24 protein-coding genes are annotated in these 26,376 nt (G+C 73.2%); 13 read left to right on the top strand and 11 right to left on the bottom strand.

Translation table 11 applies throughout. The features are described 5' to 3' along the window. Window positions 1-16 precede the first annotated feature (16 nt). The 4 genes from pelF to ACF08F_RS04875 are packed head-to-tail and all read left to right on the top strand — an operon-like array spanning window position 17 to window position 4,462. Window positions 17-1,573 (top strand): GT4 family glycosyltransferase PelF, encoded by a 1,557-nt coding sequence (gene pelF, locus ACF08F_RS04890; RefSeq protein WP_392297060.1) that lies wholly within the window; start codon window positions 17-19, stop codon window positions 1,571-1,573. After that, entirely contained in the window at window positions 1,570-3,033 is a 1,464-nt protein-coding gene (locus ACF08F_RS04885; RefSeq protein ID WP_392297059.1) for a hypothetical protein, read from the top strand. The genes pelF and ACF08F_RS04885 overlap by 4 nt, the downstream gene beginning before the upstream one ends. 8 nt (window positions 3,034-3,041) lie before the next feature. Beyond that, a complete protein-coding gene (locus tag ACF08F_RS04880) occupies window positions 3,042-3,659 on the top strand; it encodes a spherulation-specific family 4 protein (RefSeq protein ID WP_392297058.1) in 618 nt (205 codons plus the stop codon). Then, on the top strand, window positions 3,656-4,462 hold the full coding sequence (locus ACF08F_RS04875; protein ID WP_392297057.1) for an endo alpha-1,4 polygalactosaminidase: 807 nt from the start codon (window positions 3,656-3,658) through the stop codon (window positions 4,460-4,462). The genes ACF08F_RS04880 and ACF08F_RS04875 overlap by 4 nt, the downstream gene beginning before the upstream one ends. 19 nt (window positions 4,463-4,481) lie before the next feature. Here the strand turns inward: ACF08F_RS04875 and ACF08F_RS04870 are convergent, their stop codons facing one another. Further along, window positions 4,482-5,246, bottom strand: coding sequence for an adenosylcobinamide-GDP ribazoletransferase (locus tag ACF08F_RS04870; RefSeq protein WP_392297056.1), 765 nt, complete (start codon window positions 5,244-5,246; stop codon window positions 4,482-4,484). A 67-nt stretch (window positions 5,247-5,313) separates the two neighbouring features. Between ACF08F_RS04870 and ACF08F_RS04865 the strand changes: the two genes are divergently transcribed. Continuing rightward, complete coding sequence (locus ACF08F_RS04865; protein WP_392297055.1) at window positions 5,314-6,078, top strand: hypothetical protein; 765 nt, start codon at window positions 5,314-5,316, stop codon at window positions 6,076-6,078. Here the strand turns inward: ACF08F_RS04865 and ACF08F_RS04860 are convergent. From ACF08F_RS04860 to ACF08F_RS04845, 4 genes are all read right to left on the bottom strand, one after another. Then, window positions 6,018-6,728, bottom strand: a complete 711-nt coding sequence (locus ACF08F_RS04860) for a hypothetical protein (protein WP_392297054.1) — start codon at window positions 6,726-6,728, stop codon at window positions 6,018-6,020. The genes ACF08F_RS04865 and ACF08F_RS04860 overlap by 61 nt on opposite strands. Continuing rightward, on the bottom strand, window positions 6,725-8,488 hold the full coding sequence (locus ACF08F_RS04855; RefSeq protein ID WP_392297053.1) for a phosphatidylglycerol lysyltransferase domain-containing protein: 1,764 nt from the start codon (window positions 8,486-8,488) through the stop codon (window positions 6,725-6,727). Before ACF08F_RS04855 ends, ACF08F_RS04860 begins: the two co-directional genes overlap by 4 nt. A gap of 113 nt (window positions 8,489-8,601) precedes the next feature. Continuing rightward, window positions 8,602-9,732, bottom strand: coding sequence for a nicotinate-nucleotide--dimethylbenzimidazole phosphoribosyltransferase (gene cobT, locus ACF08F_RS04850; RefSeq protein WP_392297052.1), 1,131 nt, complete (start codon window positions 9,730-9,732; stop codon window positions 8,602-8,604). Between the two features lie 45 nt (window positions 9,733-9,777). Beyond that, the gene (locus tag ACF08F_RS04845) at window positions 9,778-10,980 is read right to left on the bottom strand and encodes a bifunctional adenosylcobinamide kinase/adenosylcobinamide-phosphate guanylyltransferase (protein ID WP_392297051.1); all 1,203 of its coding nucleotides are present in this window, start codon (window positions 10,978-10,980) and stop codon (window positions 9,778-9,780) included. 91 nt (window positions 10,981-11,071) lie between these two features. Between ACF08F_RS04845 and ACF08F_RS04840 the strand changes: the two genes are divergently transcribed. Next, window positions 11,072-11,278, top strand: coding sequence for a hypothetical protein (locus ACF08F_RS04840; protein WP_392297050.1), 207 nt, complete (start codon window positions 11,072-11,074; stop codon window positions 11,276-11,278). A 170-nt stretch (window positions 11,279-11,448) separates the two neighbouring features. Here the strand turns inward: ACF08F_RS04840 and ACF08F_RS04835 are convergent, their stop codons facing one another. After that, a complete protein-coding gene (locus ACF08F_RS04835) occupies window positions 11,449-12,225 on the bottom strand; it encodes a class I SAM-dependent methyltransferase (RefSeq protein WP_392297322.1) in 777 nt (258 codons plus the stop codon). A 95-nt stretch (window positions 12,226-12,320) separates the two neighbouring features. Further along, window positions 12,321-12,926, bottom strand: a complete 606-nt coding sequence (locus ACF08F_RS04830) for a DUF3043 domain-containing protein (protein WP_392297049.1) — start codon at window positions 12,924-12,926, stop codon at window positions 12,321-12,323. A 272-nt stretch (window positions 12,927-13,198) separates the two neighbouring features. Between ACF08F_RS04830 and ACF08F_RS04825 the strand changes: the two genes are divergently transcribed. The 5 genes from ACF08F_RS04825 (at window position 13,199) to ACF08F_RS04805 (ending at window position 19,686) form a co-directional block, all read left to right on the top strand. Next, window positions 13,199-13,996, top strand: coding sequence for a PspA/IM30 family protein (locus tag ACF08F_RS04825; protein ID WP_361972502.1), 798 nt, complete (start codon window positions 13,199-13,201; stop codon window positions 13,994-13,996). Window positions 13,997-14,036: 40 nt separating this feature from the next. Then, entirely contained in the window at window positions 14,037-14,315 is a 279-nt protein-coding gene (locus ACF08F_RS04820; RefSeq protein WP_392297048.1) for a hypothetical protein, read from the top strand. A gap of 97 nt (window positions 14,316-14,412) precedes the next feature. Then, the gene (locus ACF08F_RS04815; protein ID WP_392297047.1) at window positions 14,413-15,651 is read left to right on the top strand and encodes a sensor histidine kinase; all 1,239 of its coding nucleotides are present in this window, start codon (window positions 14,413-14,415) and stop codon (window positions 15,649-15,651) included. Continuing rightward, window positions 15,648-16,337: a response regulator gene (locus ACF08F_RS04810; protein ID WP_392297046.1), complete on the top strand. Its 690-nt coding sequence runs from the start codon at window positions 15,648-15,650 to the stop codon at window positions 16,335-16,337. The genes ACF08F_RS04815 and ACF08F_RS04810 overlap by 4 nt, the downstream gene beginning before the upstream one ends. A 178-nt stretch (window positions 16,338-16,515) precedes the next feature. Further along, window positions 16,516-19,686, top strand: coding sequence for an efflux RND transporter permease subunit (locus ACF08F_RS04805; protein WP_392297045.1), 3,171 nt, complete (start codon window positions 16,516-16,518; stop codon window positions 19,684-19,686). A 75-nt stretch (window positions 19,687-19,761) separates the two neighbouring features. Here ACF08F_RS04805 and nadA read toward each other — a convergent pair whose 3' ends face one another. Next, window positions 19,762-20,943 (bottom strand): quinolinate synthase NadA, encoded by a 1,182-nt coding sequence (nadA, locus tag ACF08F_RS04800; protein WP_392297044.1) that lies wholly within the window; start codon window positions 20,941-20,943, stop codon window positions 19,762-19,764. Between the two features lie 236 nt (window positions 20,944-21,179). Between nadA and ACF08F_RS04795 the strand changes: the two genes are divergently transcribed. Next, complete coding sequence (locus ACF08F_RS04795; protein ID WP_015033024.1) at window positions 21,180-21,536, top strand: iron-sulfur cluster assembly accessory protein; 357 nt, start codon at window positions 21,180-21,182, stop codon at window positions 21,534-21,536. A gap of 96 nt (window positions 21,537-21,632) precedes the next feature. On the opposite strand, the gene ACF08F_RS04790 is transcribed toward ACF08F_RS04795, so the two are convergent. Then, window positions 21,633-23,192, bottom strand: coding sequence for a hypothetical protein (locus tag ACF08F_RS04790; protein WP_392297043.1), 1,560 nt, complete (start codon window positions 23,190-23,192; stop codon window positions 21,633-21,635). A 66-nt stretch (window positions 23,193-23,258) separates the two neighbouring features. Next, window positions 23,259-23,465: a hypothetical protein gene (locus tag ACF08F_RS04785; protein ID WP_055643988.1), complete on the bottom strand. Its 207-nt coding sequence runs from the start codon at window positions 23,463-23,465 to the stop codon at window positions 23,259-23,261. A 176-nt stretch (window positions 23,466-23,641) separates the two neighbouring features. On the opposite strand from ACF08F_RS04785, the gene ACF08F_RS04780 reads away from it, so the two are divergent. Next, complete coding sequence (locus ACF08F_RS04780) at window positions 23,642-24,616, top strand: carbohydrate kinase family protein (RefSeq protein ID WP_392297042.1); 975 nt, start codon at window positions 23,642-23,644, stop codon at window positions 24,614-24,616. Window positions 24,617-24,644: 28 nt separating this feature from the next. Here ACF08F_RS04780 and ACF08F_RS04775 read toward each other — a convergent pair whose 3' ends face one another. Continuing rightward, window positions 24,645-26,033, bottom strand: a complete 1,389-nt coding sequence (locus ACF08F_RS04775; RefSeq protein WP_392297041.1) for a cysteine desulfurase/sulfurtransferase TusA family protein — start codon at window positions 26,031-26,033, stop codon at window positions 24,645-24,647. Between the last annotated feature and the right edge of the window lie 343 nt (window positions 26,034-26,376).

Below are 26,376 nucleotides of genomic sequence, written 5' to 3'. Positions count from 1 at the left end.
CTGGGGGGAAACGCACATGCCGAGCAGTGGCCGTCACGTCACCATGCTCACCGAGGGCACCTACCCGCACGTCCACGGCGGCGTCAGCACCTGGTGCGACCAGCTCGTCCGCGGCATGCCGGAGGTCGACTTCGAGATCCTCGCCCTCACCGGCAGCGGCCGCGAACCCGTCACCTGGGAGCTGCCGCCCAACATCACCCGGCACACCGCGTTCCCCCTCTGGGGCCACCCGCAGGGGCCGGCCGCACCCGGACTGTTCTCCGGAGCGCGCCGGCCCCTGCGGGGGCGCGAACGCCGCCGCTTCCTCGACACGTACGAACGCCTGCTCCTCGCCCTCCTCGACCCGGGCGCGGGCTGCGACTTCGGCACGAGCCTGTACGAGCTGGCCCAACTGGCCCGACAAGGACGGCTGACCTCCTTCCTGCGCTCCGAACCGGCCCTGCGCTCCCTGATGTGGATCTGGACCATGCCGCACCTGCCGACCCTCGCGGCCCGGCCCACCGTCCACGACGCGCTCACCGCCACCGACCTGCTGGAACACGCCCTGCGCCCGCTCGCCGCCCGGATAGCCGCCGGCAGCGTGGCCCACGCCGTCTCCAGCGGCCTCGCCACGCTGCCCGCCCTCGCCGCGCAGCACTTCGAAGGGGTGCCCTTCCTGCTCACCGAACACGGCATCTACCTCCGCGAGCGCTACCTCGGCTACCGCACCGACGCGCAGCGCTGGCCCGTCAAGGCCCTCATGCTCGGCTTCTACCGCGAGCTCAACACGCTCGGCTACCGCAAGGCCGACCTCATCACCCCCTGCAACCAGTACAACCGGCGCTGGGAGGAGCGCGGCGGCGCCCCCGCCGACCGCATCCGCACCGTCTACAACGGCGTCGACCCGGCCCTCTTCCCCGAGGCCGGACCCGAACCCGAGACCCCCACCCTCAGCTGGTGCGGGCGGGTCGACCCCATCAAGGACCTCGAAACCCTGATCAGGGCGTACGCGATCTGCCGCGCGGAACTCCCCGAGCTCAGGCTGCGGCTGTTCGGCCCGGTCCCCGCGGGCAACGAGGACTACCGCACCCGCCTGGAGAAGCTCGCCGCCGAACTGGGCGTCACCGACGGCATCACCTTCGAGGGCCGCGTCTCCGAGGTCCCGCGCGCCTACGCGGCCGGCAGCGTGGTCATGCTCTCCTCCATCAGCGAGGGCTTCCCCTTCTCCCTCATCGAGGCCATGTCCTGCGGCCGGGCCACCGTCTCCACGGACGTCGGAGGCGTACGGGAAGCCGTCGGCGACACCGGGATCGTCGTCCCGCCCCGCGAACCGGCCGTCATGGCCGCAGCCGTCACCGCACTGCTCAGGGACGGGGCCCGGCGCGCCGAACTCGGCCGCCAGGCACGGCAGCGGGTCATCGACCGGTTCACCCTGAACCGCTCGGTGGACGGCTTCCGCCAGATCTACCGCGAACTGGCCGGCGCACGCCCCGCCGCCCCCGCACCCCACGCCGTCCCGAAGGCGTGGACGGTCCGCATCCCCTCCCCGCGCCGCGCCCCCGCGCCCCTCGTGGCGGGAGGCACCCCGGTATGAGCGGCTCGCTCTGGCTGAAACCCCCGGTGACGGTCACCCCCCTCCCGGCGATCCCCCGCCCGCGCGGGGAGTCCGCTCCGGGCACGCCCGCCGCCGACGGCCCCACCGTCGACGGCCTCGCCGCCACCGACGGCCTCGCCGCCGACCCCGTCGACGAACTCGCCGCCCGCCTCGACGACTTCGTCGCCCAGGCCGTGCACCCGGACGAGATCGCCGCGCTCCTGGAGTCCGACGGCATGACCGACGACCACATCCGCCTCACCTACGGCCGCGCCGACTCCTTCGCCCTCGCCGAGGCCCTCTACGCGCGCGTGGAGCGGCGCCACACCGCGCCGGCGGCACCGCCCGCCGGACCCTGGCACGGCGAACTCGCCGGCTGCCTCCTGCGCGGCCTCGTCTTCGCCCTGCCCGGCCTCGCCTACGTCCTGGCCGCCCCGCTCCTCGCCGGGGAACAGGGCCGGTTCGGGCTCCCCGGCGGAACGATCCCTCTCCTCGCCGGGGCCGTCACCGGCTGGGTGTGGAACCAGGCGCTCTCCCACCGCGCGTACACCTGGCTCGGCCTCGGCGACCGGCCCGCCGCCGCCCGCGCGCTGCTCACCGGCGCCCCGGCGGGCGCCCTCGCCGGATCGGCCGTCGCCTTCGCGGTCGCCTCGCCCGGCGAGATCCCGGCGGCCCTGTTCGCCGCCGGCCAGTCGCTCTACCTCGCCGCCGCGACCGTCCTCCTGGTCCTCGGCCGCGAACGGGCCCTGCTCCTGGCCCTGCTGCCGCTCGGCGGAGCGCTCCCCGCCTTCCGCTGGGACCTGCCCGACCCGCTGCGCGGCGGGCTCCTCCTCGCCTCACTCACCGCCGCCCTCGCGTTCGCGGCGCTCGTGCTCCGGCCGGGCCTGAAGCGCGGGGCGGCCGGCCGGGCCGGACCCCCGCGCGCGGCCTCCCTCCCGTACGGACTCTTCGGCCTCGGCAGCGGCCTGCTCGTCCTCCACGCGGGCATCGGCGACACGCTCGTGAGCGGCGCCGGCGCGGTCGTCGCGCTCACCCTCTCCATGGGACCCGCCGAGTGGCTGCTGCACCGCTTCCGGGGCGAGAGCCTGACCCGGCTGCGGACCCTGTCCACGGCCCGGGAGTTCCGCAGGGCGGTCACCGGCACCCTCGTGCTCTGCCTCGGCGGCTACCTGACCGTCCTCGTCGGCCTCACCCTCGTCGCGACCCTGGCCTGGCCGGGAGCGCCCTGGCCGACGCTCCCGCGCGTCGTCACGCTGCTCCTGATCGGGACCGTGCTCTGGCTGGGGCTGCTGCTCCAGGCCTTCGGCGCGGTGGCGAGCGCCGCGGCCGTCTGCCTGATCGCCGCGGCGGCGCAGACCCTGGAACCGGCCGCGGGTCCGGCGGCCACCGGAGGAGCGGCGGCTCTGCTCGCCGTCCTCACCTGTGTCCTGCTGGTACGACCGACCGCCCACCGCGCGTAGGGGTGACCGTGACTCCCCAGCTCCTGGTGCCGTACTACGAGCACCCCGCCGACCGCCCCGAGGCCTGGTCGGCCCTCCTCGCCGCCGCGCCCTCCCTGTACGGCCTCGTCCTCAACCCGGCGAGCGGCGCGGGCCGGGCCCCCGACCCGGCCTTCGCGGAGGTGTCCGCGCGGCTGCGGGAGGCCGGGGTCCGCGTCCTCGGGTACGTGGACACCGACTACGGCCGCCGCCCGCACGCCGAGGTCGTCACCGAGCTGCTCCGGCACCGGGACTGGTACGGCGCCGACGGGACCTTCCTCGACCAGGTGACGACCGCGCCCGGCGGCCTCGCCCACTACCGGCGGATCGCGGTCGCGGCCCGGGCCGCCGGGGCCGCGGCCCTCGTCCTCAACCACGGCGCCCACCCGGACCCGGGGTACGCGGAGTTCGCCGACCTCCTCGTCACCTTCGAGGGCCCCTGGGACACGTACCGGACGCTGGACCTCCCGGTCGCCCCGCACTACTGCCACCTCGTCTACGCGGCCCCGCCCGGGGTCCGCCCGGCCACCCCGGTGCACTGCGCCGTCCCCGGCACCGGGGCGCACCCCTGGGGCACCCTGCCGCACCTCCTGGAGCCCGCCCGATGAGACGTCTGCTGCCGCTGCTCGCCGTCCTGTTGCTGCTGGCCACGGCCTGCACGACGGCGCCCGGCCCGGACCCCGGGCCGGGCCCCGACCCGAAGCCCACGGGGGACCGCTGGCAGCCGCGGCCCGGCCTGGCCTGGCAGTGGCAGCTCAGCGGCCGTCTCGACCCGACGGTCGACGTCCCGGTGTACGACATCGACGGCTTCGACCACCCGGCGTCCACGGTGCGGGACCTGCACGCCCGGGGCCGCAAGGTCATCTGCTACCTCTCCACCGGCGCCTGGGAGGACTTCCGCCCGGACGCCGGCCGCTTCCCGAAGTCCGTCCTCGGCGAGGGGAACGGCTGGGAGGGCGAGCGCTGGCTCGACATCCGCCGCACCGACGTCCTCGAACCCCTCATGGCGAAGCGGCTCGACATGTGCCGGGACAAGGGCTTCGACGCCGTCGAACCCGACAACATGGACGGCTACAGGAACCGCACCGGCTTCCCCCTGACCGCCGCCGACCAGCTCCGCTACAACCGCCTCATCGCCCGCCTGGCCCACGACCGCGGCCTCGCGGTGGGCCTCAAGAACGACCTGGACCAGATCCCCAAGCTGCTCGCGGACTTCGACTTCGCGGTCAACGAACAGTGCGCCGAGTACGACGAGTGCGGCCGCCTGGCCCCGTTCGTGGCGGCGGGCAAGGCGGTCTTCCACGTCGAGTACGAGCTGGACACCCGCGAGTTCTGCCCCCAGGCACGGAAGCTGGGCCTCAGCTCGATGCGGAAGAGGTACGAGCTGGGGGTCTGGCGCAGGCCCTGCTGACGGCCCCCCGGCCCTGTCGTCACCCCAGCGTCAGCGCGACGAGCGCCACCGTCGCCGCCGTCTCCTCCAGCGCGCCGAACACGTCGCCCGTCACCCCGCCGAAGCGCCGGATGCACCGGCGCAGCAGCAGGGCCGCCGCGGCCAGGGCCGCGCCGGCCGCCAGGACGTTGCGCACCGCGTCGAGCGGGGAGGAGAGGAGGCCCGCCGCCGCGCACGCCACCAGGACGAGGGCGGTCGAGAGGGTCGCCGAGCGGACCGGGACCGTCTCGGCGACGATCGCGCCGAGGCCCTCGGGGCGGGCCGCGGGGACGCCGTGGCGGGAGGCGTGGGTGAGGGCGAGGCGGGCGACGCCCGCGGCGAGGACGACGGCGACCGTGCCGTGCGCCCAGCCCTCCTCGTACAGCCGGGTGAGGGCGGCGACCTGGGCGAGCAGGACGAGGACGATCGTGATGACGCCGAACGGCCCGATGTCGGACTGCTTCATGATGCGCAGCGCGTCCTCGGCGGGCTTGGCGCTGCCGAGGCCGTCGGCCGTGTCCGCGAGGCCGTCGAGGTGGAGGCCGCGGGTCAGCACGGCGGGGACGGCGGTGGCGGCCACGGCCGCGAGCAGCGGGCCCGAGCCGAGCTGGAGGAACGTGCCGCCGAGCGTGGCGGCGGAGACTCCGACGACCAGTCCGGCCACGGGGGCGCAGAGCATGCCGGCGCGCGCCGCGTCCCGGTCCCAGCGGGTGATGCGGGCGGGGAACACCGTGAGGGTGCCGAAGGCGAAACGCAGGCCGTCCATCCGGGCAGGGTAATCGCCGCCTCCGAACGGTAGATTGCGCATAACGTACATATCGGAACGGGGTGGCATGGGTCACTGGTTCTCCCGCAACATCGTCGAGCCGGGCAAACTCCCGATGCTGCTCGCTCTGACCTCCTTCGTCCTGACATTCCTGGTCACCCGCACGGTCACCCGGCTCATCCGGGCGGGAAAGGGCCCCTTCGGGAACGTCTCCTCCGGAGGCGTCCACATCCATCACGTCGTGCCCGGCGTCGTCCTCACCGTCCTCGGCGGGTTCGGCGCGGTGGCCAGCGACCGGCACGGTGTGGGCGCGTGCGTCTTCGCCGTCGTCTTCGGGGTCGGCGCGGGGCTCGTCCTCGACGAGTTCGCGCTGATCCTCCACCTCGACGACGTGTACTGGACGGACCAGGGCCGCAAGAGCGTCGAGGTGGTCGTCCTCACCACGGCGCTGGTGGGGCTCACCCTCAGCGGCTTCTCGCCGCTCGGGGTCAACGACATGACGGCGGACGAGCGCCAGGACCGGGCCACGTTCCTCCTCACCCTGGCGGTGAACTTCCTCTTCGTCCTCATCGCGCTGGTGAAGGGGAAGTTCCGGATGGCCGTGCTCGGGGCCCTGATCCCGTTCGTGGCGATCGTCGGCGCCGTACGGCTGGCCCGCCCCGGCTCCTGGTGGTCCCGGCACTTCTACGGGCGCAGGCACAAGGCCCGCGCCCGCTCCCGCATCCGCACCTACCGCCACGACAAGCGCTGGACCAAGGTGCGGCGCCGCGCTCAGGACCTGATCGGCGGCTTCCAGGAGCGCGTCCCGGGCCGGGGCTCCACGCCCTCCTGACCCCGTTCGCGCCAGGCCTGGACGGCGATGAGGACGAGCACGCCCGCGATGGCCGCCAGGTGCTCCTTGCCCGCCAGGTTCGGCTTGACGATCACCTCGACGACCATGGCCAGGACCACCGCGCCGCCCGTCCACCAGGCCCGGTAGCGCCAGCAGACGTAGACCGCGAGGCCCACCACGGCCGCCGACGGGCCGGTGTCGACCACCTGCGCGTCGGAGGCCGGGAGGCCGAAGGGGGTGCCCGGCCCGAGCGCGATGCCCACGCGCGCGTACAGCGTCCCCGAGAGCGTCGCCAGATAGGCCACGCCGAGGGTCCGCCACCGGCCGAGGCAGATCTCGGCGATCCCGAACACCAGCAGGACCTGGGCCAGGGCGCCCCACACGGGCAGGTCGAGCGCGGGGACGAAGAGCGAGAGCGGGGTCCGCAGCAGGGCCAGCCACAGTGGGTCCTCGGCCCGTACGGAACCGATGTTCTGGACCGGCTGATAACCCCAGTCCTGGTTCTGCACCAGCTGGAAGAGAGCCGTCAGACAGACGGCCGTCAGCGTCATCGGGACCGCGTGCCATCCCCGGGACGCGAGCCCCGCCCGTACGGTGCCGAACAGCGGACCCCACTCGCGGCGCGCGAAACGCGTGACGGACCCGCTCAACGCCCGCTCTCCAGGTGCTTGCGGTGCAGCCACTTCGGCAGGCCCGGGGCTTCGAGGAAGCCCTCGGCCCGGCCGGCGGCCAGGCCGATGCGCAGCAGGTCGGCGCTCTTCTCGAAGAGCATGAATCGGGGCTCCCAGATCGGTCGGTACTTGGCGTTGGCGCGGTACAGCGACTCGATCTGCCACCAGCGGGAGAAGAAGCTGAGCAGTGAACGCCACATGCGCAGCACGGGTCCCGCCCCGAGCTTCGAGCCGCGTTCGAAGACGGAGCGGAACATCGCGAAGTTCAGCGAGACCTGGGTGATCCCGATCTCCTTCGCGCGCTGCAGCAGCTCGATCACCATGAACTCCATCAGGCCGTTCTCGGAGTCCCGGTCGCGGCGCATCAGGTCGAGCGAGAGGCCCTTCGGCCCCCAGGGCACGAAGGAGAGCACCGCCCGCAGCTCGCCGGTGCCGTCGGTGCACTCCAGCATCACGCAGCGCCCGTCGTGCCGGTCCCCGAGCCGTCCGAGGGCCATCGAGAAGCCGCGCTCGGTCGCCCCGTCGCGCCAGTCGTCGGCCTTGCGGAGCAGCTCGTCCATCTCCTCGGCCGGGATGTCCTCGTGGCGCCGGATCCGGACCTCGTAGCCGGCCCGCTTGACCCGGTTGAAGGCCTGCCGGACCGTCCGCATGGCCCGCCCGTCCAGGGTGAACTCGTCGGTCTCGACGATCGCCTCGTCGCCCAGCTCCAGGGCGTCGAGACCGTGCCGGGCGTAGATGACCCCGGCCTCCTCGCTCGCGCCCATCACGGCCGGGATCCAGCCGTGCTCGCGCGCCTCCGCCAGCCAGGGCTCGATCGCGCCGGGCCAGGCCTCGGGGTCGCCGATCGGATCGCCGGAGGCGAGCGAGACCCCGCCGACCACCCGGTAGGCGATGGCGGCCTTCTCGCTCGGCGACCACACGACGCTCTTCTCGCGGCGCAGCGCGAAGTAGCCGAGCGAGTCGCGCTCCCCGTGCTTGTCGAGGAGGGCCCGCAGCCGCTCCTCGTCCTCCTTGGTCAGCGGGTCGACGGCCCGCCGGGCGCGGAAGGCGGCGAAGAGCACCGCGAAGAGCAGCAGCGTGGAGAGGACGTTGATGGTGACGTCGACCCAGCCGGGGGTGGTGATGCCGGCGAAGCGCGAGTCGTCGCTGGCGAGCGTCACCAGCCGCATCACGCCGTACCGCCAGCGCTCCAGGAAGGTGGAGGGCGCGGTGGAGGTGTTGGTGACGGTGACCAGGACGGCGGCGAGCAGCGAGGTGACGAGCAGTCCGCCGACCGCGACGACCGCGGCGAGCCACGGGTTGGAGCGGTCGCCCTTCGCGTAGAACTCCTTGCGGCCGAGCAGCAGCGCCAGGACGAAGGAGGCGGTCAGCGCGAGCGAGATCCAGTTCTGGGCGTGCTGCCGGATCTCCGGGAAGACCATCACGAGGGCGAAGAGCAGCAGGAAGAGCCCGGCGAGAACCATGTTGAGGATCCACGCGGCCCGCTTGCGGCGGCGCATGGTGATCGCCAGGAACAGCGTGAAGACGCCCGAGGCGAAGCCCGCCGTGAGCATGTACGGGGTGAAGTAGTCGTCCTCGTTGTGACGGCGCAGGTCCTGTCCGAAGGAGACCCAGACGGCGCTCAGGAAGTTGATGAACGTGACGACGCGCAGGTACCAGACGGCGTACGCGGCACTGCGCCGCGAACGGACGGTGGAGCCTCGGGGTGTTGCTTCGGCAGACAAGCGGACTTCTCCCATGAAAAGCGATCATATGGGGCATCACTTGTCGTGCGGAGACGCCGGAGGCGGCCACGCGCGCGTCGCGCGTGACCGCCCCGGAGTCGACGTTCCGTCCCTGTCGCTCCTCCTCGTCAGACCCGCGGAGCGGCCTCGGCCTCCGCGGTGTCCCCGGCCTCGGGAGCCGACGCGGCCCCAGGAGCCGACCCGGCCTCCGGAGTGGTCGGATCCGGACGCTCGGGCAGCTCCGCGGCGAAGGCCGCCGCGGCCTGGACGAGGGGAAGCGCGAGCAGTGCCCCGGTTCCCTCACCGACATGGACGCCGTGGTCGAGCAGAGGGTTGAGTGCCATCCGGTCCAGCGCCTTCGCCTGCGCCGGCTCCCCGCTGACCTGCCCCGCCAGCCACCAGTCCGGAGCGCGGAACGCCGCCCGCTGCGCCACCAGCGCGCAGGCCGCCCCCACCACACCGTCCAGGATCACCGGCAGCCGCCGCACCGAGGCCTGGAGCAGGAAGCCCGTCATCGCCGCCAGGTCGGCGCCGCCGACCGCCGCGAGCAGCTCCAGCTGGTCACCGAGGACCGGCCGGGCCCGCCGCAGCGCGTCCCGGACGGCGGCGCACTTGCGCATCCACGCCAGGTCGTCGATCCCGGCACCGCCCCGGCCGGTCACCACGGAGGCGTCCGTCCCGCACAGCGCCGCGATCAGCGTCGACGCCGGGGTCGTACCGCCCACGCTCAGGTCCCCGAGCACCACCAGGTCGGTGCCCGAGTCCGCCTCCTCGTCGGCGATCGCGATGCCGAGCCGGACCGCCGCCTCGGTCTCCTCGGCCGTCAGCGCGTTCTCCACGTCGATCCGCCCGCTGCCCCGCCGCACCCGGTGGCGTACCACCTCGGCGGGCAGCAGCTCCGGCTCGCAGTCCAGACCGGCGTCCACGACCCGTACCGGCACGCTCATCGAGCGGGCCAGCACGGCGACCGGGCTCGCCCCGTCGAGCACCGCGCGCACCAGCTCGTGCGCGGAGCCGGCCGCGCGGCCCGACACGTCCAGCGAGGCCACCCCGTGGTCGCCCGCGAAGAGCAGCACCTTCGGCTGCTCGATCGCCCGCACCTTGACCGAGGACTGCGCGGCCGAGAGCCACTCGCCGAGCTCGTCGAGCCGGCCGAGCGCGCCCGGCGGCACGGTCAGCCGCTCGCGGCGCTCCTCGGCGTCCCGCCGGATCCCCCCGTCGGGGCGCTCGATCAGATCGGAGAAGTCGTCCAGGTTCACGGGTTCCGCCTTGTGACATCAGCGAGGGCCATCGGTGTTGGCACCCTACCCGCGCAGCACCAGCGCCTGTCCCGCGACCACGAGGAGGACCTCCTCGCACTCCTCGGCGAAGGCCGCGTTCAGCCGCCCCAGCTCGTCCCGGAATCGGCGGCCCGCGGCCGTGGCGGGCACCACGCCCGAGCCCGTCTCGTTCGTCACCGCGACGACCGTGCGGCGCGTCGCCCGCACCGCCGCGACCAGCTCCGCCGTCCGCTCCCGCAGCGCCGCCTGCCCGCCGTCCGCCCACTTCTCGTCGTCCCAGGCGCCCACCCGGTCCATGGCGTCCGTCAGCCACAGCGACAGGCAGTCGATGAGGAGCGCGGGACCGTCGTCGGCGAGCAGCGGTACCAGGTCACAGGTCTCGGCGGTACGCCACGCAGCCGGCCGCCGCTCCCGGTGGAGTCCCACCCGCTCCGCCCAGTCCGGGTCGCCCTCCCGGGTCCCGCTCGTCGCCACGTACAGCACCTCGGGGAAGGTCTCCAGACGCCGCTCGGCCTCGACGGACTTCCCCGACCGGGCCCCGCCGGTCACCAGTGTCCGCCGCGGCACGTCCGGCACCTCGTGGTAGTCGCCCACGTACAGCGTCGTCCCGTCCGGCACCGCCCGCGCCCCGGCCGCAGCGAGCCGCCGGTCCAGTGCGGGCCCCGTCGGCACGTCGTGGTCCAGGTGCACGGCGATCACCTCGGTGGCCGGCCCGACCGCCCCGGTCGCCCGCAGCCGCGCGATGCCGTCGGGGCGGCCCGTCACATCGGCGACGACCATGTCGTACGGCAGCCCGTGGTCCTCCGGAAGCCCCGCCGGCGCCCCGCCCGGCGGCAGGTAGAGCAGCCGCTCGCCGTCCGCGGAGGTCACCTCGTACCCGGTACCGGGGGAGTCCATCGGCACCGCCCGCACCCGGTGCCCGCTGATCAGCGTCAACTCCCTGCCGTCCGGCACCCGGCCCGCCGTCGGCAGCCCGGCCGGCACCTCCACGGCCGGCCCGTCGTGCGGATGCGTGAGCAGCACCTGGCGCACGCCCACGAGCGAGTGCCCCGAACGGGCCGCCGCGAGCGCGGCCCCCGGGGTGAGGTCCAGCAGCAGGGCCCCGTCCACGAGCAGCGCGGTCGCGGCCCGGACCCGGGGTCCGCGGGAGAGCGCGCAGACGGCGCAGGGACAGTCGGGGCGGGGGAGCCCGAGGGGGGCACCGGTGCCGAGCAGAGTCAGTTCCACCCTCAGATCCTCCCGCGCCACCGCGAGGCGTGCGCGCCCGGCTACGCTGCGGGCAGGAAACCGATCATCCGGTGAGCGCCTGGAGGCGGACATGGCATGGACGTGGCGGTTCGAGAAGTCCGACGGCACGGAGGTCGAGCCGGTGGTGGCTCCCGAGGAGTTCACCACCCAGGGCGACGCCGAGAGCTGGATCGGAGAGCACTGGCGTGACCTCCTGGGCGGCGGCGCGGACCAGGTGACGCTCTCGGAGGACGGCACCAAGATCTACGGCCCGATGCCGCTGGACGCGGAGGGCTAGGGCGGCCAGGAGGGGGTGCGGGGTCCTCGACCCCGCGCCCCCTGCCCGGTGGGGCCGCGCCCGGGCAGGGAGACCCGCACCTCCGGCGACCGGAGGTGCGGGGGGTGCGTCGAACGTTCGTGATCCCGCCGGGCCCGGTGCGGCGGGTCGGCCCCGGGGTGTGTCCCGGGTCAGCCCCGGACGCCGCACAGGTGCAGCAGGGCCGCGATCCGCCGGTACGGCTCCGTGCGGCCCGCGCGCTCCTCGGCGGCGAGCAGCCGGTCCAGCTCCTCGGCGGCCGGCAGGCCCGTCTCTGCCGGGATGCCGTCCGTGAAGACCCGCACGCCGTACCAGGCGTGCAGCGGCGCCGCGATCCCCGCGAGCGTGGACGTCAGGGCGTCGAGCCGGTCGGCCCGCACCTTCACGCCGTTGTCGTCGGTGTAGACATCGGTGTCAAAGCCCGCGAGGGCACCGGACCAGTCGCCGGCGAGCCCCGGGCGCATGGCGAGCGCCTCGCCGTTGCGCACGACGAGGGAGAGCAGACCACCGGGGGCCAGCATCCGGGCCAGCCCCGCGAGCAGCGCGTCCGGCTCGTCCGCGTACATGAGGACGCCGTGGCAGAGCACCACGTCGAAACTGCCGGGCAGGAAGTGGACGCCGGTCTCGCGCCCGTCGCCCTCGATCATCCGGACCCGCTCGCGGATCCCGGCGGGCTCCGTCGCGAGCGACTCGCGCGCCGCCTTCAGCAGCTCGGGATCGGCCTCCAGGCCGGTCACCGTGTGTCCGGCGCGGGCCAGCCGCAGTGCCTGCGTGCCCTGGCCCATGCCCGCGTCGAGGATCCGCAGCCGCTGCCCCACGGGGTAGCGGCCGGATATCTGCTCGTCGAGCTGGCGGGCGATGACCTCCTGCCGGATCGTGTCGCGCAGCCCGCCGTGCCCGGCGGGCCAGTGGACGACGGCGGGCAGCACGGGGCCGCCCGTCGCCGACGCGTCCACGCCGAAGGCACGCTCATCGGGAGCGAGCTCCCCGAAAGCGTGCCCGCCCAGGGCCGAGCTGTCGGCGCTCAGGGCCGCTCTCCGCGCTTGACCTGCGGCTTCGGCAGCCGCAGTCGGCGCATCTGGAGCGTACGCATGAGGCCGTAGGCCACGGCACCGCGCTTCGGCTCGTTCGGGAAGCGCTCGTTCAGCTGCTTCCGCAGTCGGATCCAGATGCCGACCGAGTCGATCACGATGAGGACGATCACGCCGAGCCACAGCAGCAGCGAGATGTTCTGCAGGCCGCGGTTGGCGTTGCCGAACAGCGACAGCACGAGGATCACCACGGCCATCGGCAGGAAGAACTCGGCGATCGCGAAGCGCGAGTCGACGAAATCGCGCACGAAGCGGCGCACCGGACCCTTGTCGCGGGCCGGCAGATAACGCTCGTCGCCGCTCGCCAGCGCCTCGCGCTGCCGGGCCAGGTCCGAGCGACGCGCCTCGCGCTGACGCTTGGCCGCCTCCTTGCGGTCGGTCGGCACCGTCGCGGCGCGCCGACGCTGGGTCTGCGCTTCGCTCCGCTTCGGTGTCGGGCGGCCCTTGGGGGCCTCGGGGTCGCGGGGCTGCTTGGTGGAGAGGTCCGCCGTCACCTTGTCGGTGGGGGCCTTCTCGTCCTTCGAACGGCTACGGAACACAAAACCCAAGGGTACGGGGTGGTGGGCATGGACCCCAGCCCGGGCGGGAACGATCCGCTAACGGACTGCGTCTACGGCGGTACGTACGGAGGACGCGCGAGGGTTCCCCCTAGATCCGTCTACACCCTGGGCGGGAGGAGGACCGACGCGCAGTCGTCCTTGGGGAGGAGCGCATCCCGCTCCGAACAGTGCGGTAATGGAGACAGGGCCCGTACTGTGGACCTGTTGGAGAGCTGGAGCCGAAGTCCGTCAGAAGGGGGCGCGCGAAGCCCATGAGCGGTGTCATGAAGCGTATGGGGATGATCTTCCGCGCGAAGGCGAACAAGGCCCTTGACCGGGCCGAGGATCCGCGCGAGACGCTCGATTACTCCTACCAGAAGCAGCTGGAGCTGCTGCAGAAGGTGCGGCGCGGCGTGGCCGACGTCGCCACCTCCCGCAAGCGGCTCGAACTCCAGCTGAACCAGTTGCAGGGCCAGTCCGCCAAGCTGGAGGACCAGGGCCGCAAGGCGCTGGCGCTCGGCCGTGAGGACCTGGCGCGCGAGGCGCTGTCCCGGCGGGCCGCGCTCCAGCAGCAGGTCAGCGACCTTGAGGTGCAGCACCAGACGCTGCAGGGCGAGGAGGAGAAGCTGACGCTCGCCGCGCAGCGCCTCCAGGCCAAGGTCGACGCCTTCCGCACGAAGAAGGAGACGATCAAGGCGACCTACACGGCCGCCCAGGCCCAGACCCGGATCGCCGAGTCGTTCTCCGGCATCTCGGAGGAGATGAGCGACGTCGGCCTCGCGATCCAGCGGGCCGAGGACAAGACCGCCCAGCTCCAGGCGCGCGCGGGCGCGATCGACGAGCTGCTCGCCTCGGGCGCCCTCGACGACCAGTCCGGGCTCGCCAAGGACGACATCCAGGCGGAGCTGGACCGGCTCTCGGGCGGTACGGACGTCGAGCTGGAGCTCCAGCGGATGAAGGCCGAGCTGGCCGGAGGCCCCTCGGCGCAGCAGCAGGCGATCGAGGGCGGCGGCGAGGCCGCACCGCAGGACCGCACCCAGCAGCAGTCCCACCCGCGCTTCGAGAAGTAGGCAGCCGGCCGGCACGGGTAGCCGACAGACAGGACGCGTCATGATCGTACGGATCATGGGGGAGGGCCAGTGGAAGCTGGCCGACAGCCACTTCGGTGAGCTCAACAGGCTCGACGACGAGCTGCTCGCAGAGATGGAGTCGGGGGACGACAAGGGCTTCCGCCGCACGCTGGGCGCCCTGCTCGACGCCGTCAGGCGGCTCGGCGAGCCGCTCCCCGACGACGCCCTGGAGCCCTCCGAGCTGATCCTCCCGGCTCCGGACGCGAGCCTCGACGAGGTCCGCGAGATGCTCTCCGACGACGGCCTGATCCCGGGCTGACGTCCGTGCGACGCCTCCGGTGTCCCGCCGCCCCCACCGGGGCGGCGGGACACCGTGCTTTCCCCCCGAGGGTCCGCTGCCCGTACCGTTCTCCGACGTGACCCCCACCGGACCCGCCACCGGCACCCTCTACGCCCGCCTCCGCGACTGGTTCCGCGCCCACCCGCTCGCCTTCGACGCGACCATCGCGGCCGGCACGCTCGTCGCCATGGTCGCGGCGTCCTTCACCGACCCGCACGGCAGCCCCGAGGGGCCGACCTTCGGTGACCGCGCCCCCGACGCGGGAAGCGTGCTGATCATGTTCCTCGGGGCCGCCGCGCTGGTGCTGCGCCGCCGCCGTCCCTTCGCGGTGCTCTGCTTCACGGTCACGATCTGCTTCGTCGAGCTCGTCGACGACGTCCGGCCCGCCCCGATCGCCATGAGCGCCGTCGTCGCGCTCTACACGGTCGCCTCCCGCACCGACCGCCCCACCACCTGGCGCGTCGGCCTCGCCACGATGGCGCTCCTCACCGCCGCCGCCATGATCTTCGGGCCGACCAACTGGTACGCCCAGGAGAACCTGGGCGTCTTCGCCTGGACCGGCATGGCGGCCGCCGCCGGGGACGCCGTCCGCAGCCGCCGGGCCTTCGTCGACGCGATCCGCGAGCGCGCCGAGCGGGCCGAACGCACCCGGGAGGAGGAGGCCGGCCGCCGGGTCGCCGAGGAGCGGCTGCGGATCGCCCGCGACCTCCACGACGTCGTCGCCCACCACATCGCCCTGGTCAACGTCCAGGCCGGGGTCGCCGCCCACGTCATGGACAAGCGCCCCGACCAGGCCAAGGAGGCCCTCGCCCACGTCCGCGAGGCCAGCCGCTCCGCCCTCGACGAGCTCCGCGCCACCGTCGGGCTGCTGCGCCAGTCCGGCGACCCCGAGGCGCCCACCGAGCCCGCCCCGGGCCTCGCCGTCCTCGACGGACTCCTCGACAGCTTCCGCAAGGCCGGCCTCCCGGTCGCCCTGGCCCGTGCCGACGGCGACGGCGCCCTGCCCGGCACCGTCGACCTCGCCGCGTACCGGATCGTGCAGGAGGCCCTCACCAACGTCCGCAAGCACGCGGGACCGGACGCCGAGGCCGAGGTCAGCATCGTCAGGGTGGGCCGTACGGTCGAGATCACGGTCCTGGACAACGGCACCCCGCAGCCCGAGGTCCCCGCCGACTCCGGCGGCCACGGCCTCCTCGGCATGCGCGAACGGGTCAGCGCCCTCGGCGGCACCCTGACCGCCGCACCCCGCTACGGCGGCGGCTTCCGCGTGCAGGCGATACTGCCCGTGACGACCCGCACGGGGGAGGACGCATGACGATCCGGGTACTGCTCGCCGACGACCAGGCCCTGCTCCGCAGCGCCTTCAAGGTCCTCGTCGACTCCGAGCCGGACATGGAGGTGGTCGGCGAGGCCGCCGACGGCGCCCAGGCCGTCGACCTGGCCCGCGCCGAGCGGCCGGACGTCGTCCTCATGGACATCCGGATGCCGGGCACGGACGGCCTCGCGGCGACCCGCGCGATCACCGCGGACCCCGAGCTGTCCGCCGTACGCATCGTCATGCTCACCACCTTCGAGGTCGACGAGTACGTCGTGCAGTCGCTGCGCGCCGGGGCCTCCGGCTTCCTCGGCAAGGGCGCCGAACCCGAGGAGCTGCTCGGCGCGATCCGGATCGCCCACGCCGGCGAGGCGCTCCTCTCCCCGGCCGCCACCAAGGGCCTCATCGCCTCCTTCCTCGCCCAGGGCGGCGGGCGCGAACCCCTGGACACCGGCGACCGGCCCTACTCCGAGCGGCTCGCCGCGCTCACCGCCCGCGAGCGCGAGGTCCTCGTCCTCGTCGGCGGCGGCCTCTCCAACGACGAGATCGCCGAGCGGCTCGACGTCAGCCCGCTCACCGTGAAGACGCACGTCAACCGGACCATGGCCAAGCTCGGCGCCCGCGACCGGGCCCAGCTGGTCGTCACGGCCTACGAATCGGGACTGGTACGGCCCCGGGTGGAGTGACGGCAGGCCCCGGCGTACTCCAGACGCGGTATGCGCGGGATAAGGATGTGGACCCGGGGGCCGAGGACTTCCGCCCGCGGATGGCAGATCGTATGGACGGGGGGCGTCTCCGGCGGTCCAGGGCCGGGTTCTCGGCTGCTCCCGCCTGTCGACGAGTACGCCACAGAAGAGAGACCCCATGTCCTGGCTGTCCAGATTCAGCCTCGCCCAACGGGCCCTGATCGGGCTGACGTCCATCGTCGCGATCGTGTTCGGGGCGATCGCGATACCGCAGCTGAAGCAGCAGTTGTTCCCCTCGATCGAGCTCCCCATGGTCTCGATCCTCGCCCCGTACCAGGGCGCCTCTCCCGATGTGGTCGAGAAGCAGGTCGTCGAACCGCTGGAGAACAACCTCAAGGCCGTCGACGGCCTCAAGGGCGTCACCTCCACCGCCTCCGAGGGCATGGCCGTCGTCATGGCCTCCTTCGACTACGGCGACGAGTCGACGAAGCAGCTCGTCGCCGACGTCCAGCAGGCCGTGAACCGGGCCCGCGCCCAGCTCCCCGACACCGTCGACCCGCAGGTCGTGGCCGGCTCGACGGACGACATGCCGACCGTCGTCCTCGCCGCCTCCTCCGACCAGGACCCGCAGGCGCTCGCCGACCAGCTGCAGAAGACCGTCGTCCCCGCCCTGGAGGGCATCGAGGGCGTCGGCCAGGTCTCGATCGACGGCGTCCAGGACCTCCAGGTCTCGGTCACCCCGGACGAGCGAAAGCTCGCCGCGGCCGGACTCAGCTCCATGAAGCTCGCCGAGGCCCTCCGCTCCGGCGGCGCCACGATGCCGGCCGGCTCCTTCTCCGAGGCCGGCAAGAGCCGCACGATCCAGGTCGGCGGCGGCTACACCTCCCTGCGGCAGATCGAGGACCTGCGCATCCCCTCGGCCACCCCCGGCAAGGGCAAGGCGGTCCGCCTCGGCGACGTCGCCACCGTCCGCCAGGAGGAGTCCCAGCGCGTCTCCCTCACCCGCACCAACGGCAAGCCCAGCCTCGCCGTCATGGCCACGATGGACAAGGACGGCAGCGCCGTCGCCATCTCCGACGCCGTCGAGGAGAAGCTGCCCGACCTGCGCCGCGACCTGGGCGCCGGCGCCGAGCTCACCGTCGTCTCCGACCAGGGCCCGGCCGTCGCCAAGGCGATCTCCGGCCTGACCACGGAGGGCGCGCTCGGCCTCGTCATGGCCGTCCTGGTGATCCTGGTCTTCCTGACCTCGATCCGCTCGACCCTGGTGACCGCCGTCTCCATCCCGCTCTCGGTCGTCCTGGCCCTGATCGTGCTGTGGAGCCGCGACCTCTCGCTCAACATGCTGACCCTGGGCGCGCTCACCATCGCCATCGGCCGGGTCGTCGACGACTCGATCGTGGTCCTGGAGAACATCAAGCGGCACCTCGGCTACGGTGAGGAGCGCCAGGCCGCGATCCTCACCGCGGTCCGCGAGGTGGCCGGCGCTGTCACCTCCTCGACCCTCACCACCGTCGCCGTCTTCCTGCCGATCGGTCTGACCGGCGGCATGATCGGCGAGCTGTTCGGCTCGTTCTCGCTGACGGTCACGGCGGCCCTGCTGGCCTCCCTGGTCGTCTCCCTGACCGTGGTCCCGGTCCTCTCGTACTGGTTCCTCCGCGCCCCCAAGGGCACCTCGGAGGACCTGGCGGAGGCCCGCAGGCTGGCCGAGGAGAAGGAGGAGAAGAGCCGTCTCCAGCGCCTGTACGTGCCCGTGCTGCGGTTCGCGACCCGCCGCCGGATCATGAGCCTCGCCATCGCGCTCGTCGTCCTCGTCGTCACCTTCGGCATGGCGCCGCTCCTGAAGACGAACTTCTTCGACCAGGGCGAGCAGGAGGTGCTCAGCATCCAGCAGGAGCTGGCGCCCGGCACCAGCCTGAGCGCCTCCGACGAGGCCGCGAAGAAGATCGAGAAGGTCCTCGCGGAGACCGAGGGCGTCAAGGACTACCAGGTCACCGTCGGCTCCTCCGGCTTCATGGCGGCCTTCGGCGGCGGCACCGGCTCCAACCAGGCCTCGTACAAGGTCAGCCTGGAGAACTCCGACGCGTACGAGAAGACCCGCGACTCCATCCAGAAGGCGCTCGCCGGCCTCGACGGCATCGGCGACACCACCATCGCGGCCGGCGACGGCTTCGGCAGCCAGGACCTGAGCGTGGTCGTCAAGGCCGCCGACCCGAAGGTCCTGGAGCAGGCCTCCGAGCAGGTCCGCGGGGCGATCGCCGGGATGAAGGACGTCACCGACGTCCAGAGCGACCTCTCCCAGTCCGTGCCGCGCATCTCCGTCCGGGCGAAGCCCGCGGCGGCCGACGCCGGCTTCGACTCCGGCACGCTCGGCATGATCGTCGCCCAGGCCGTCCGGGGCACCCCGGCCGCCAAGGCGATCCTCGACGACAGCGAGCGGGACGTCCTCATCACCTCGGCGAAGCCCGCCACCACCCTCGCCGAGCTCAAGGCCCTGCCGCTCGGCCCGGTGAAGCTGGGCGACATCGCCACCGTCGAGCTGGTCCCCGGCCCGGTCTCCATGACCCGGATCGACGGCGCCCGCGCGGCGACGGTCACGGCCAAGCCGACCGGCGACAACACCGGCGCGGTCAGCGCCTCGCTCCAGTCGAAGATCGGCGCGCTGGACCTGCCCGAGGGCGCCACCGCCAGCATCGGCGGTGTCTCCGAGGACCAGTCCGAGGCCTTCACCAACCTGTTCCTGGCGATGCTCGCGGCCGTCGCGATCGTCTTCATGCTGCTCGTGGCGACCTTCCGGTCGCTGATCCAGCCGCTGATCCTGCTGGTCTCGATCCCGTTCGCGGCGACCGGCGCGATCGGTCTGCTGGTGGTCACCGACACCGCGATGGGCGTCCCCGCGATGATCGGCATGCTGATGCTCATCGGCATCGTCGTGACCAACGCGATCGTCCTGATCGACCTGATCAACCAGTACCGCGCCCAGGGCCTGGGCGTCGTCGAAGCGGTGATCGAGGGCGGCCGGCACCGGCTCCGCCCGATCCTGATGACCGCCCTGGCGACGATCTTCGCGCTGCTGCCGATGGCCCTCGGCATCACCGGCGAGGGCGGATTCATCGCCCAGCCGCTCGCCGTGGTCGTGATCGGCGGCCTCATCACCTCGACCCTGCTCACCCTGCTCCTCGTCCCGACGCTCTACGCGATGGTGGAGCTCCGCAAGGAGCGCCGCGCGAAGAAGAAGGCGGCGAAGAAGGCGGCGAAGCAGGACGCGAGGAAGGGCGACGACAGGGCGGACGTCCCGGAGCAGCCGGACGTCACCCCGCTGGACGGCACCCTGCTGGACCTCCTCGACTGAGCCGGTCCGACGACGTACGAAGGGGCGCCCCGCGAGCTCGCGGGGCGCCCCTTCGGCGTACGGACGGGAGAACCGTTACGGCAGCGCCAGCATCCGCTCCAGGGCGAGCTTGGCGAAGCTCTCCGTCTCCTTGTCGACCTGGATCTGGTTGACGAGGTTGCCCTCGGCCAGCGACTCCAGGGTCCACACCAGGTGCGGCAGGTCGATGCGGTTCATGGTCGAGCAGAAGCAGACCGTCTTGTCGAGGAAGACGATCTCCTTGTCCGGGTGCGCGTTGGCCACGCGCCGGACCAGGTTGAGCTCGGTGCCGATCGCCCACTTCGAGCCGGCCGGGGCCGCGTCCAGGGTGTTGATGATGTACTCGGTCGAGCCCACGTAGTCCGCGGCGGCGACGACCTCGTGCTTGCACTCGGGGTGGACCAGCACGTTCACGCCCGGGATGCGCTCGCGGACGTCGTTGACCGAGTCCAGCGAGAAGCGGCCGTGCACCGAGCAGTGCCCGCGCCACAGGATCATCTTGGCGTTGCGCAGCTCCTCGACGGTGAGACCGCCGTTCGGCTTGTGAGGGTTGTACAGAACGCAGTCGTCGAGGGACATGCCCATGTCGCGGACGGCCGTGTTGCGGCCCAGGTGCTGGTCCGGCAGGAACAGGACCTTCTCGCCCTGCTCGAAGGCCCAGTCCAGCGCGCGCTTGGCGTTCGACGAGGTGCAGATCGTGCCCCCGTGCTTGCCGGTGAAGGCCTTGATGTCGGCCGAGGAGTTCATGTAAGAGACGGGCACGACCTGCTCGGCGACGCCCGCCTCGGTCAGCACGTCCCAGCACTCGGCGACCTGCTCGGCGGTGGCCATGTCGGCCATCGAGCAGCCGGCCGCCAGGTCCGGCAGGACGACCTTCTGGTCGTCGGTGGTGAGGATGTCGGCCGACTCGGCCATGAAGTGCACACCGCAGAAGACGATGTACTCGGCCTCCGGCTTGGCGGCGGCGTCGCGCGCGAGCTTGAACGAGTCGCCGGTGACGTCGGCGAACTGGATGACCTCGTCACGCTGGTAGTGGTGGCCGAGCACGAAGACCTTGTCCCCGAGCTTCTCCTTGGCCGCACGGGCGCGCTCCACGAGGTCCGGGTCGGAGGGCGACGGCAGGTCGCCCGGGCACTCCACGCCGCGCTCGCTCTTCGGGTCGGCCTCGCGGCCGAGCAGGAGCAGGGCGAGCGGCGTCGGCTGGACATCCAGGGGCTGGGCGGTGGTCACGTCACGCACCCTTTCTTCGGGTCTTCGGGACAAGCCTTTTCGTCGAAATGACGCTATCTATCATAACCGCTTCACGTCACGTTGACGATGTCCATAGTGTCGATGTGACGAATTCGCCGTCCGCGTTCGCGGACCGGGTGTGCGAGCATGAAAGGAGAAAGACCCGCTCGCCCCGGAATGAATCCGGGACACCGCCGGTTGCAACCGTCGGCAAGCAGTCTCCGTACACACCGGGAGAGAAGCAGATGTCCGTATCGGACGAGAAGACCACTGTCAGCGACGGCATCCTCCTGTCCGACGCCGCCGCGGCCAAGGTCAAGGCCCTCCTCGACCAGGAAGGCCGCGAGGACCTGGCCCTGCGCGTCGCCGTTCAGCCCGGCGGCTGCTCCGGCCTGCGTTACCAGCTGTTCTTCGACGAGCGTTCGCTCGACGGCGATGTCGTGAAGGACTTCGACGGAGTCAAGGTCGTCACCGACCGCATGAGCGCCCCCTACCTCGGTGGCGCCTCGATCGACTTCGTCGACACCATCGAGAAGCAGGGCTTCACGATCGACAACCCGAACGCCACGGGCTCCTGCGCCTGCGGCGACTCGTTCAGCTAAGTCGCACCACCCGCACGAAACGCGAGGGCGGCGGCCCGGGACTCCCGGGCCGCCGCCCTCGCGGCATCTACGGCGCCGTTCGCCGGCGCGGCTCCGTCAGCGGCGCGGCACGGCCTCCCCGCTCGCCCCGTCGACGACCGGCCGGTCGCCCAGCGGCGCGTCGAGCGTCACCGTCTTCTTCACCTCGACCGCGATGGCGATGCAGGCCCTGCCCGGGTCGATCGGCGTCTCCTTCACCCGCAGCGTGACCCGGTCCGCGCTCTCCGTCGCCGTCACCGTGTACTCGCTGCACACCCCGCCCCAGAAGGTGACGGCCAGCTTCCGGCCGTCGTCCTCGGTCCGGTACGACTCGATCTGCCGCGCCGGGGACGTGCCCTCGTCGGGCGTGGGCGTGGGTGTCGGCGTGGGCGAGGGCTTCGCCGGGGGTGCCAGGAACTCCGGGACCACCGCCGTCCGCGTCACCGTGTACGGCGCCGCGTCCGCGGGGTCCGCCGTGAACAGCCAGGCCGGCACGAGCTGCCGCTCACCGGCCACGTCCTGCGCGGCCAGCCCGAAGACCGCGCCCGTCACCGGCACCTGGTCCGGCGGCGCCATCTCCACGATCGACTCGCAGGGCCCGCCCGGCGTGCTCGACCCGCTCGTCGGCTCGCCCAGGTCCGGCCTGCCGACATCCGGCAGGTCCGTCCCGGTCGCCTCGGGCCGGCCCGCGTCGGGCACCCCGGCCGGCGGGTCGGTGGCACAGCCGCCGATACCGATCGGACCGGTGCCCTCGGAGTCCTCGTTCAGCGCGGCGAGCGCCTTCTCCGCCCCGATCACCGGGTACGTGGCGCCCTTCGCCGGCTCCTTGAGCATCCCGCTCCCGGCGACCGGCCGGCCGTCCGGCCCGATGTGGAGCCCCGTCGACCAGCCGTAGGTCGGCAGTCCGCCCACCACGGGCTCGGCGTTCACCACCCGGACCGAGCCGTTCATCACCTGGGTCGCCGACACCTTGGCGTCGTCCTGGCCGATCGCCTTCAGGACGGGCGCCGCGGCCGCCTTCGCCGCCGCCTCGCTCACCGGTGAACCGCCGGGGGAGGGCTTCGTCTCGCCCGGTGGGGGACAGGCCTTGCCCTTGAGGCAGGCGTCGCCGGCCGGTCCGCCGTCGTACCAGGAGTACGTCCAGTTCCCCGGGGCCTTCCGCGCCACGTCGAGGCGCGCTCCCGAGCCGTCCTTCTCCGGCCGGATCGTCCAGACCTCACCGACCAGGGCGGGGCTCCCGGAGATGCCCAGCGCTTCGGCCAGCCTGGTCACCTCCGCCGAGGTGACCAGGCCCTCGGGCCGGTGGACCGCGGCCGAGGAGGGCCCCTTGGGGAGTGGGCCCTTGGCTGTGTAGACGGTCCCGTTCGGGCCGCCTCCGGGGTCGGGCTCGCCGGGGGCGATGCCCGTGCCGCCGTCCGCGCCGCTCTCCAGGCGCAACAGCGGCGGCGCCGGCGCGCGAGGCGTCTCGGTCGTCCCGCTCCGCGCTGCCGCGTCGGCCGTCCCGCTCGTCCGGGACTCGCCCGGCGCCGTCGCGGCCATGGCGAGGTAGACCCCGCCGCCGCCGGCGAGGAGGACACCCGCCGCCACCGAGGCGGTGAGCAGCCTCCGCCGCCTCAGACCGTTCTCCGTACCGCTCACCGCATCGCTCCCTCGTATCGACCGGACACGGGTGTGACGGAGCGGAGCGGCGGACGGTTCCGTCCGTCAGCCGCCGTACTCCGCGGTGGCGGCGATCAGCCGCGCGGAGGCCGCCGGGACGACGACCCCGTGGATCAGCGCGGGGGAGACCGGGGCGGGTGCGGGGGAGACCGGGGACACCCAGTGGGGGGCCATCCGAGCACCGTCGCCGCACAGCTGGGCGAGGCTCAACTCGGACTCGTGGCGCTCGCGAGGAGCGGGGTACGTGGTCATGGCCGCACCGTATGCACCCGGGCACTCCGGAGAAAAGGCCTACTCTGGGGTAGTTTCCACTGTTCGGCAGGACCGCCCCCACCGGGTAGCGTGAACTGTCGCCCGCCCGTCGCCCACCACCACCCTTCAGTCGAGCGCTTCGCGCGCCGTATCGATTTCCGCAGGAGCACCCCGCCGTGCGTATCGCAGTCACCGGCTCCATCGCCACCGACCACCTCATGACCTTCCCTGGCCGGTTCGCCGACCAGCTCGTGGCCGACCAGCTCCACACGGTGTCCCTCTCGTTCCTCGTCGACAACCTGGACGTGCGCCGGGGAGGCGTCGCGGCCAACATCTGCTTCGGCATGGGCCAGCTCGGCAGCGCCCCGCTCCTCGTGGGCGCCGCCGGCTTCGACTTCGACGAGTACCGCGCCTGGCTCGACCGCCACGGCGTCGACACCTCCTCCGTGCGGATCTCCGAGGTCCTGCACACGGCCCGCTTCGTCTGCACCACGGACCAGGACCACAACCAGATCGGCTCCTTCTACACGGGCGCGATGAGCGAGGCCCGGCTGATCGAGCTCAAGGCCGTCGCCGACCGTGTGGGCGGCCTCGACCTGGTCCTGATCGGCGCCGACGACCCCGAGGCGATGCTCCGCCACACGGAGGAGTGCCGCTCCCGGTCGATCCCGTTCGCCGCCGACTTCTCGCAGCAGATCGCGCGCATGGACGGCGAGGAGATCCGCACCCTCCTCGACGGGGCCACCTACCTCTTCTCCAACGAGTACGAGAAGGGCCTCATCGAGTCCAAGACGGGCTGGACCGAGGAGGAGATCCTCTCCCGCGTCGGCCACCGGATCACCACCCTCGGCTCGCGCGGCGTCCGCATCGAGCGCGTCGGCGAGACCCCGATCGAGGTCGGCTGCCCCGAGGAGACGGCCAAGGTCGACCCGACCGGCGTCGGCGACGCCTTCCGCGCCGGCTTCCTGACGGGCCTGCACTGGGGCGTCGGCCTGGAGCGCGCCGCCCAGGTCGGCTGCATGCTCGCCACGCTCGTCATCGAGACCCTGGGCACGCAGGAGTACACCCTGCGCCGCGCCAACTTCATGGACCGCTTCACCAAGGCCTACGGCGACGAGGCCGCCACCGAGGTCCAGTCCCACCTGGGCTGACGCCCCTCTGCGGCACGCGCCGGGTGGCTCAGGCCACCCGGCGCACCACGTACGCCACGCCGCCCCGCTCGGACGGCTCCTCGCCCACGTACTCCTGGCCGCGCATCTCGCACCAGGCCGGGATGTCCAGACGGGCCGCCGCGTCGTCGGCGAGGACGGTCACCGTCCCGCCGACCGGGACGTCCCCGATCACCTTCGCCAGCTCGATCACCGGGATCGGGCAGCGCCGCCCCAGCGCGTCCACCATGAGCCCGCCGGCCCCCGCCGTCGGCGCCGCCGCCGGTGCCGTCGGAGCGCCGAGCCGCTCCCGTACCCCCGCGACCACCCCCGGCAGCACGTCGAGGAAGCGGTCCACGTCCTCCGCCGGGGTGCCGGCCGGCAGCGACACCCGGACGTTCCCCTCGCTCAGCACACCCATCGCGCGCAGCACATGGCTGGGCGTCAGCGTCGAACTCGTGCACGACGAACCGGACGAAACGGAGAAACCCTCCCGGTCCAGCTCGTGCAGCAGCGTCTCTCCGTCGACATAGAGACAGGAGAACGTGACCAGATGGGGGAGCCGGGTCACCGGATCGCCCACCACCTCCACGTCCGGCACCAGCTCCGGCACCCGCGCCCGGATCCGGTCCACCAGGCCCCGCAGCCGCGCCGCCTCGGCCGCCGCCTCCGCCCGGACCGCCCGCAGCGAGGCCGCCGCCGCCACGATCGCCGGCAGGTTCTCGAAGCCGGGCGCGCGTCCCGACTCCCTTTCGTCCGCGGGCCCTTGGGGCGCGAACCGCACCCCCTTCCGTACGGCGAGGAGGCCCACGCCCGCCGGGCCGCCCCATTTGTGCGCGCTCGCCGCGAGCAGCGACCAGTCGCCCTCCACCGGCCCCCAGCCCAGCGACTGGGCCGCGTCCACGAGCAGCGGCACCCCCGCCGCCCGGCAGGCGTCGGCCACCGCGGCGACCGGCTGCTCGGTCCCCACCTCGTGGTTGGCCGACTGGAGACACGCCAGGGCGGTCCCCGCCTCCAGCGCCGCCGCGAAGGCCTCCGCGTCCACCGCGCCCGACCGGCCCACCGGCACCTCGGTCACCGTGCCGCCCGCCGCCACGTGCCGCTCGGCCGCGTGCAGTACGGAGGAGTGCTCGACCGCCGAGACGACGAGCCCGTTCCCGACGCGCCGGCGCCCCGCGAGGGCCCCGGAGATCCCGGCGTGAACCGCGCGCGTCCCCGAAGGAGTGAACACGAGCTCGTCCGCACGGCACCCCACCGCCTCCGCCGCGGCCTCCCGCGCCGCGTCCAGCAGGAGCCGGGCCCGCCTCCCCTCCCGGTACAGCCGGGCCGGATCGGCCCAGCCCTCGTCCAGGGAGGCGAGCAGCGCCTGGCGGGCGACGGGGTGCAGGGGGGCGGCGGACGCGGCGTCGAAGTACGGCATCCGCCCACGGTAGGGCCGCCCCTCCCCGACACGCCGCGCCGACCCCCGTCCCGGGCCCGGCCGACACGCCCGACGCGCCCGGCCCGCGCCTCCGCTTCGCCTGCCGTCCGCACACCCGTGCGCTTTCCGTGAGCCCTCGTCAGAAGGCCCTTCCCGCAGGACGGCAGACCGCCGTACGGGCGTCCGGGACCCCCCTCCGGAACCCCGGAGTCCACCCCTTCGGGGACTCGGACGGCGCGTTGGGCACCCTCCCCGCGCGACCCCAAATAGCGTCCAGTAGGGTTTGGTCCGCATAAACATCCAAACCCCTGCCCGCGGCCGGGGCGGCGACCGACCAGCGAGA

It is taken from the genome of Streptomyces sp. NPDC015130, from assembly GCF_043080005.1.
Lineage (GTDB): Bacteria > Actinomycetota > Actinomycetes > Streptomycetales > Streptomycetaceae > Streptomyces.
Note: the sequence above shows the minus strand (reverse complement) of the source record. Positions and strands in the feature narration are given on the sequence as shown.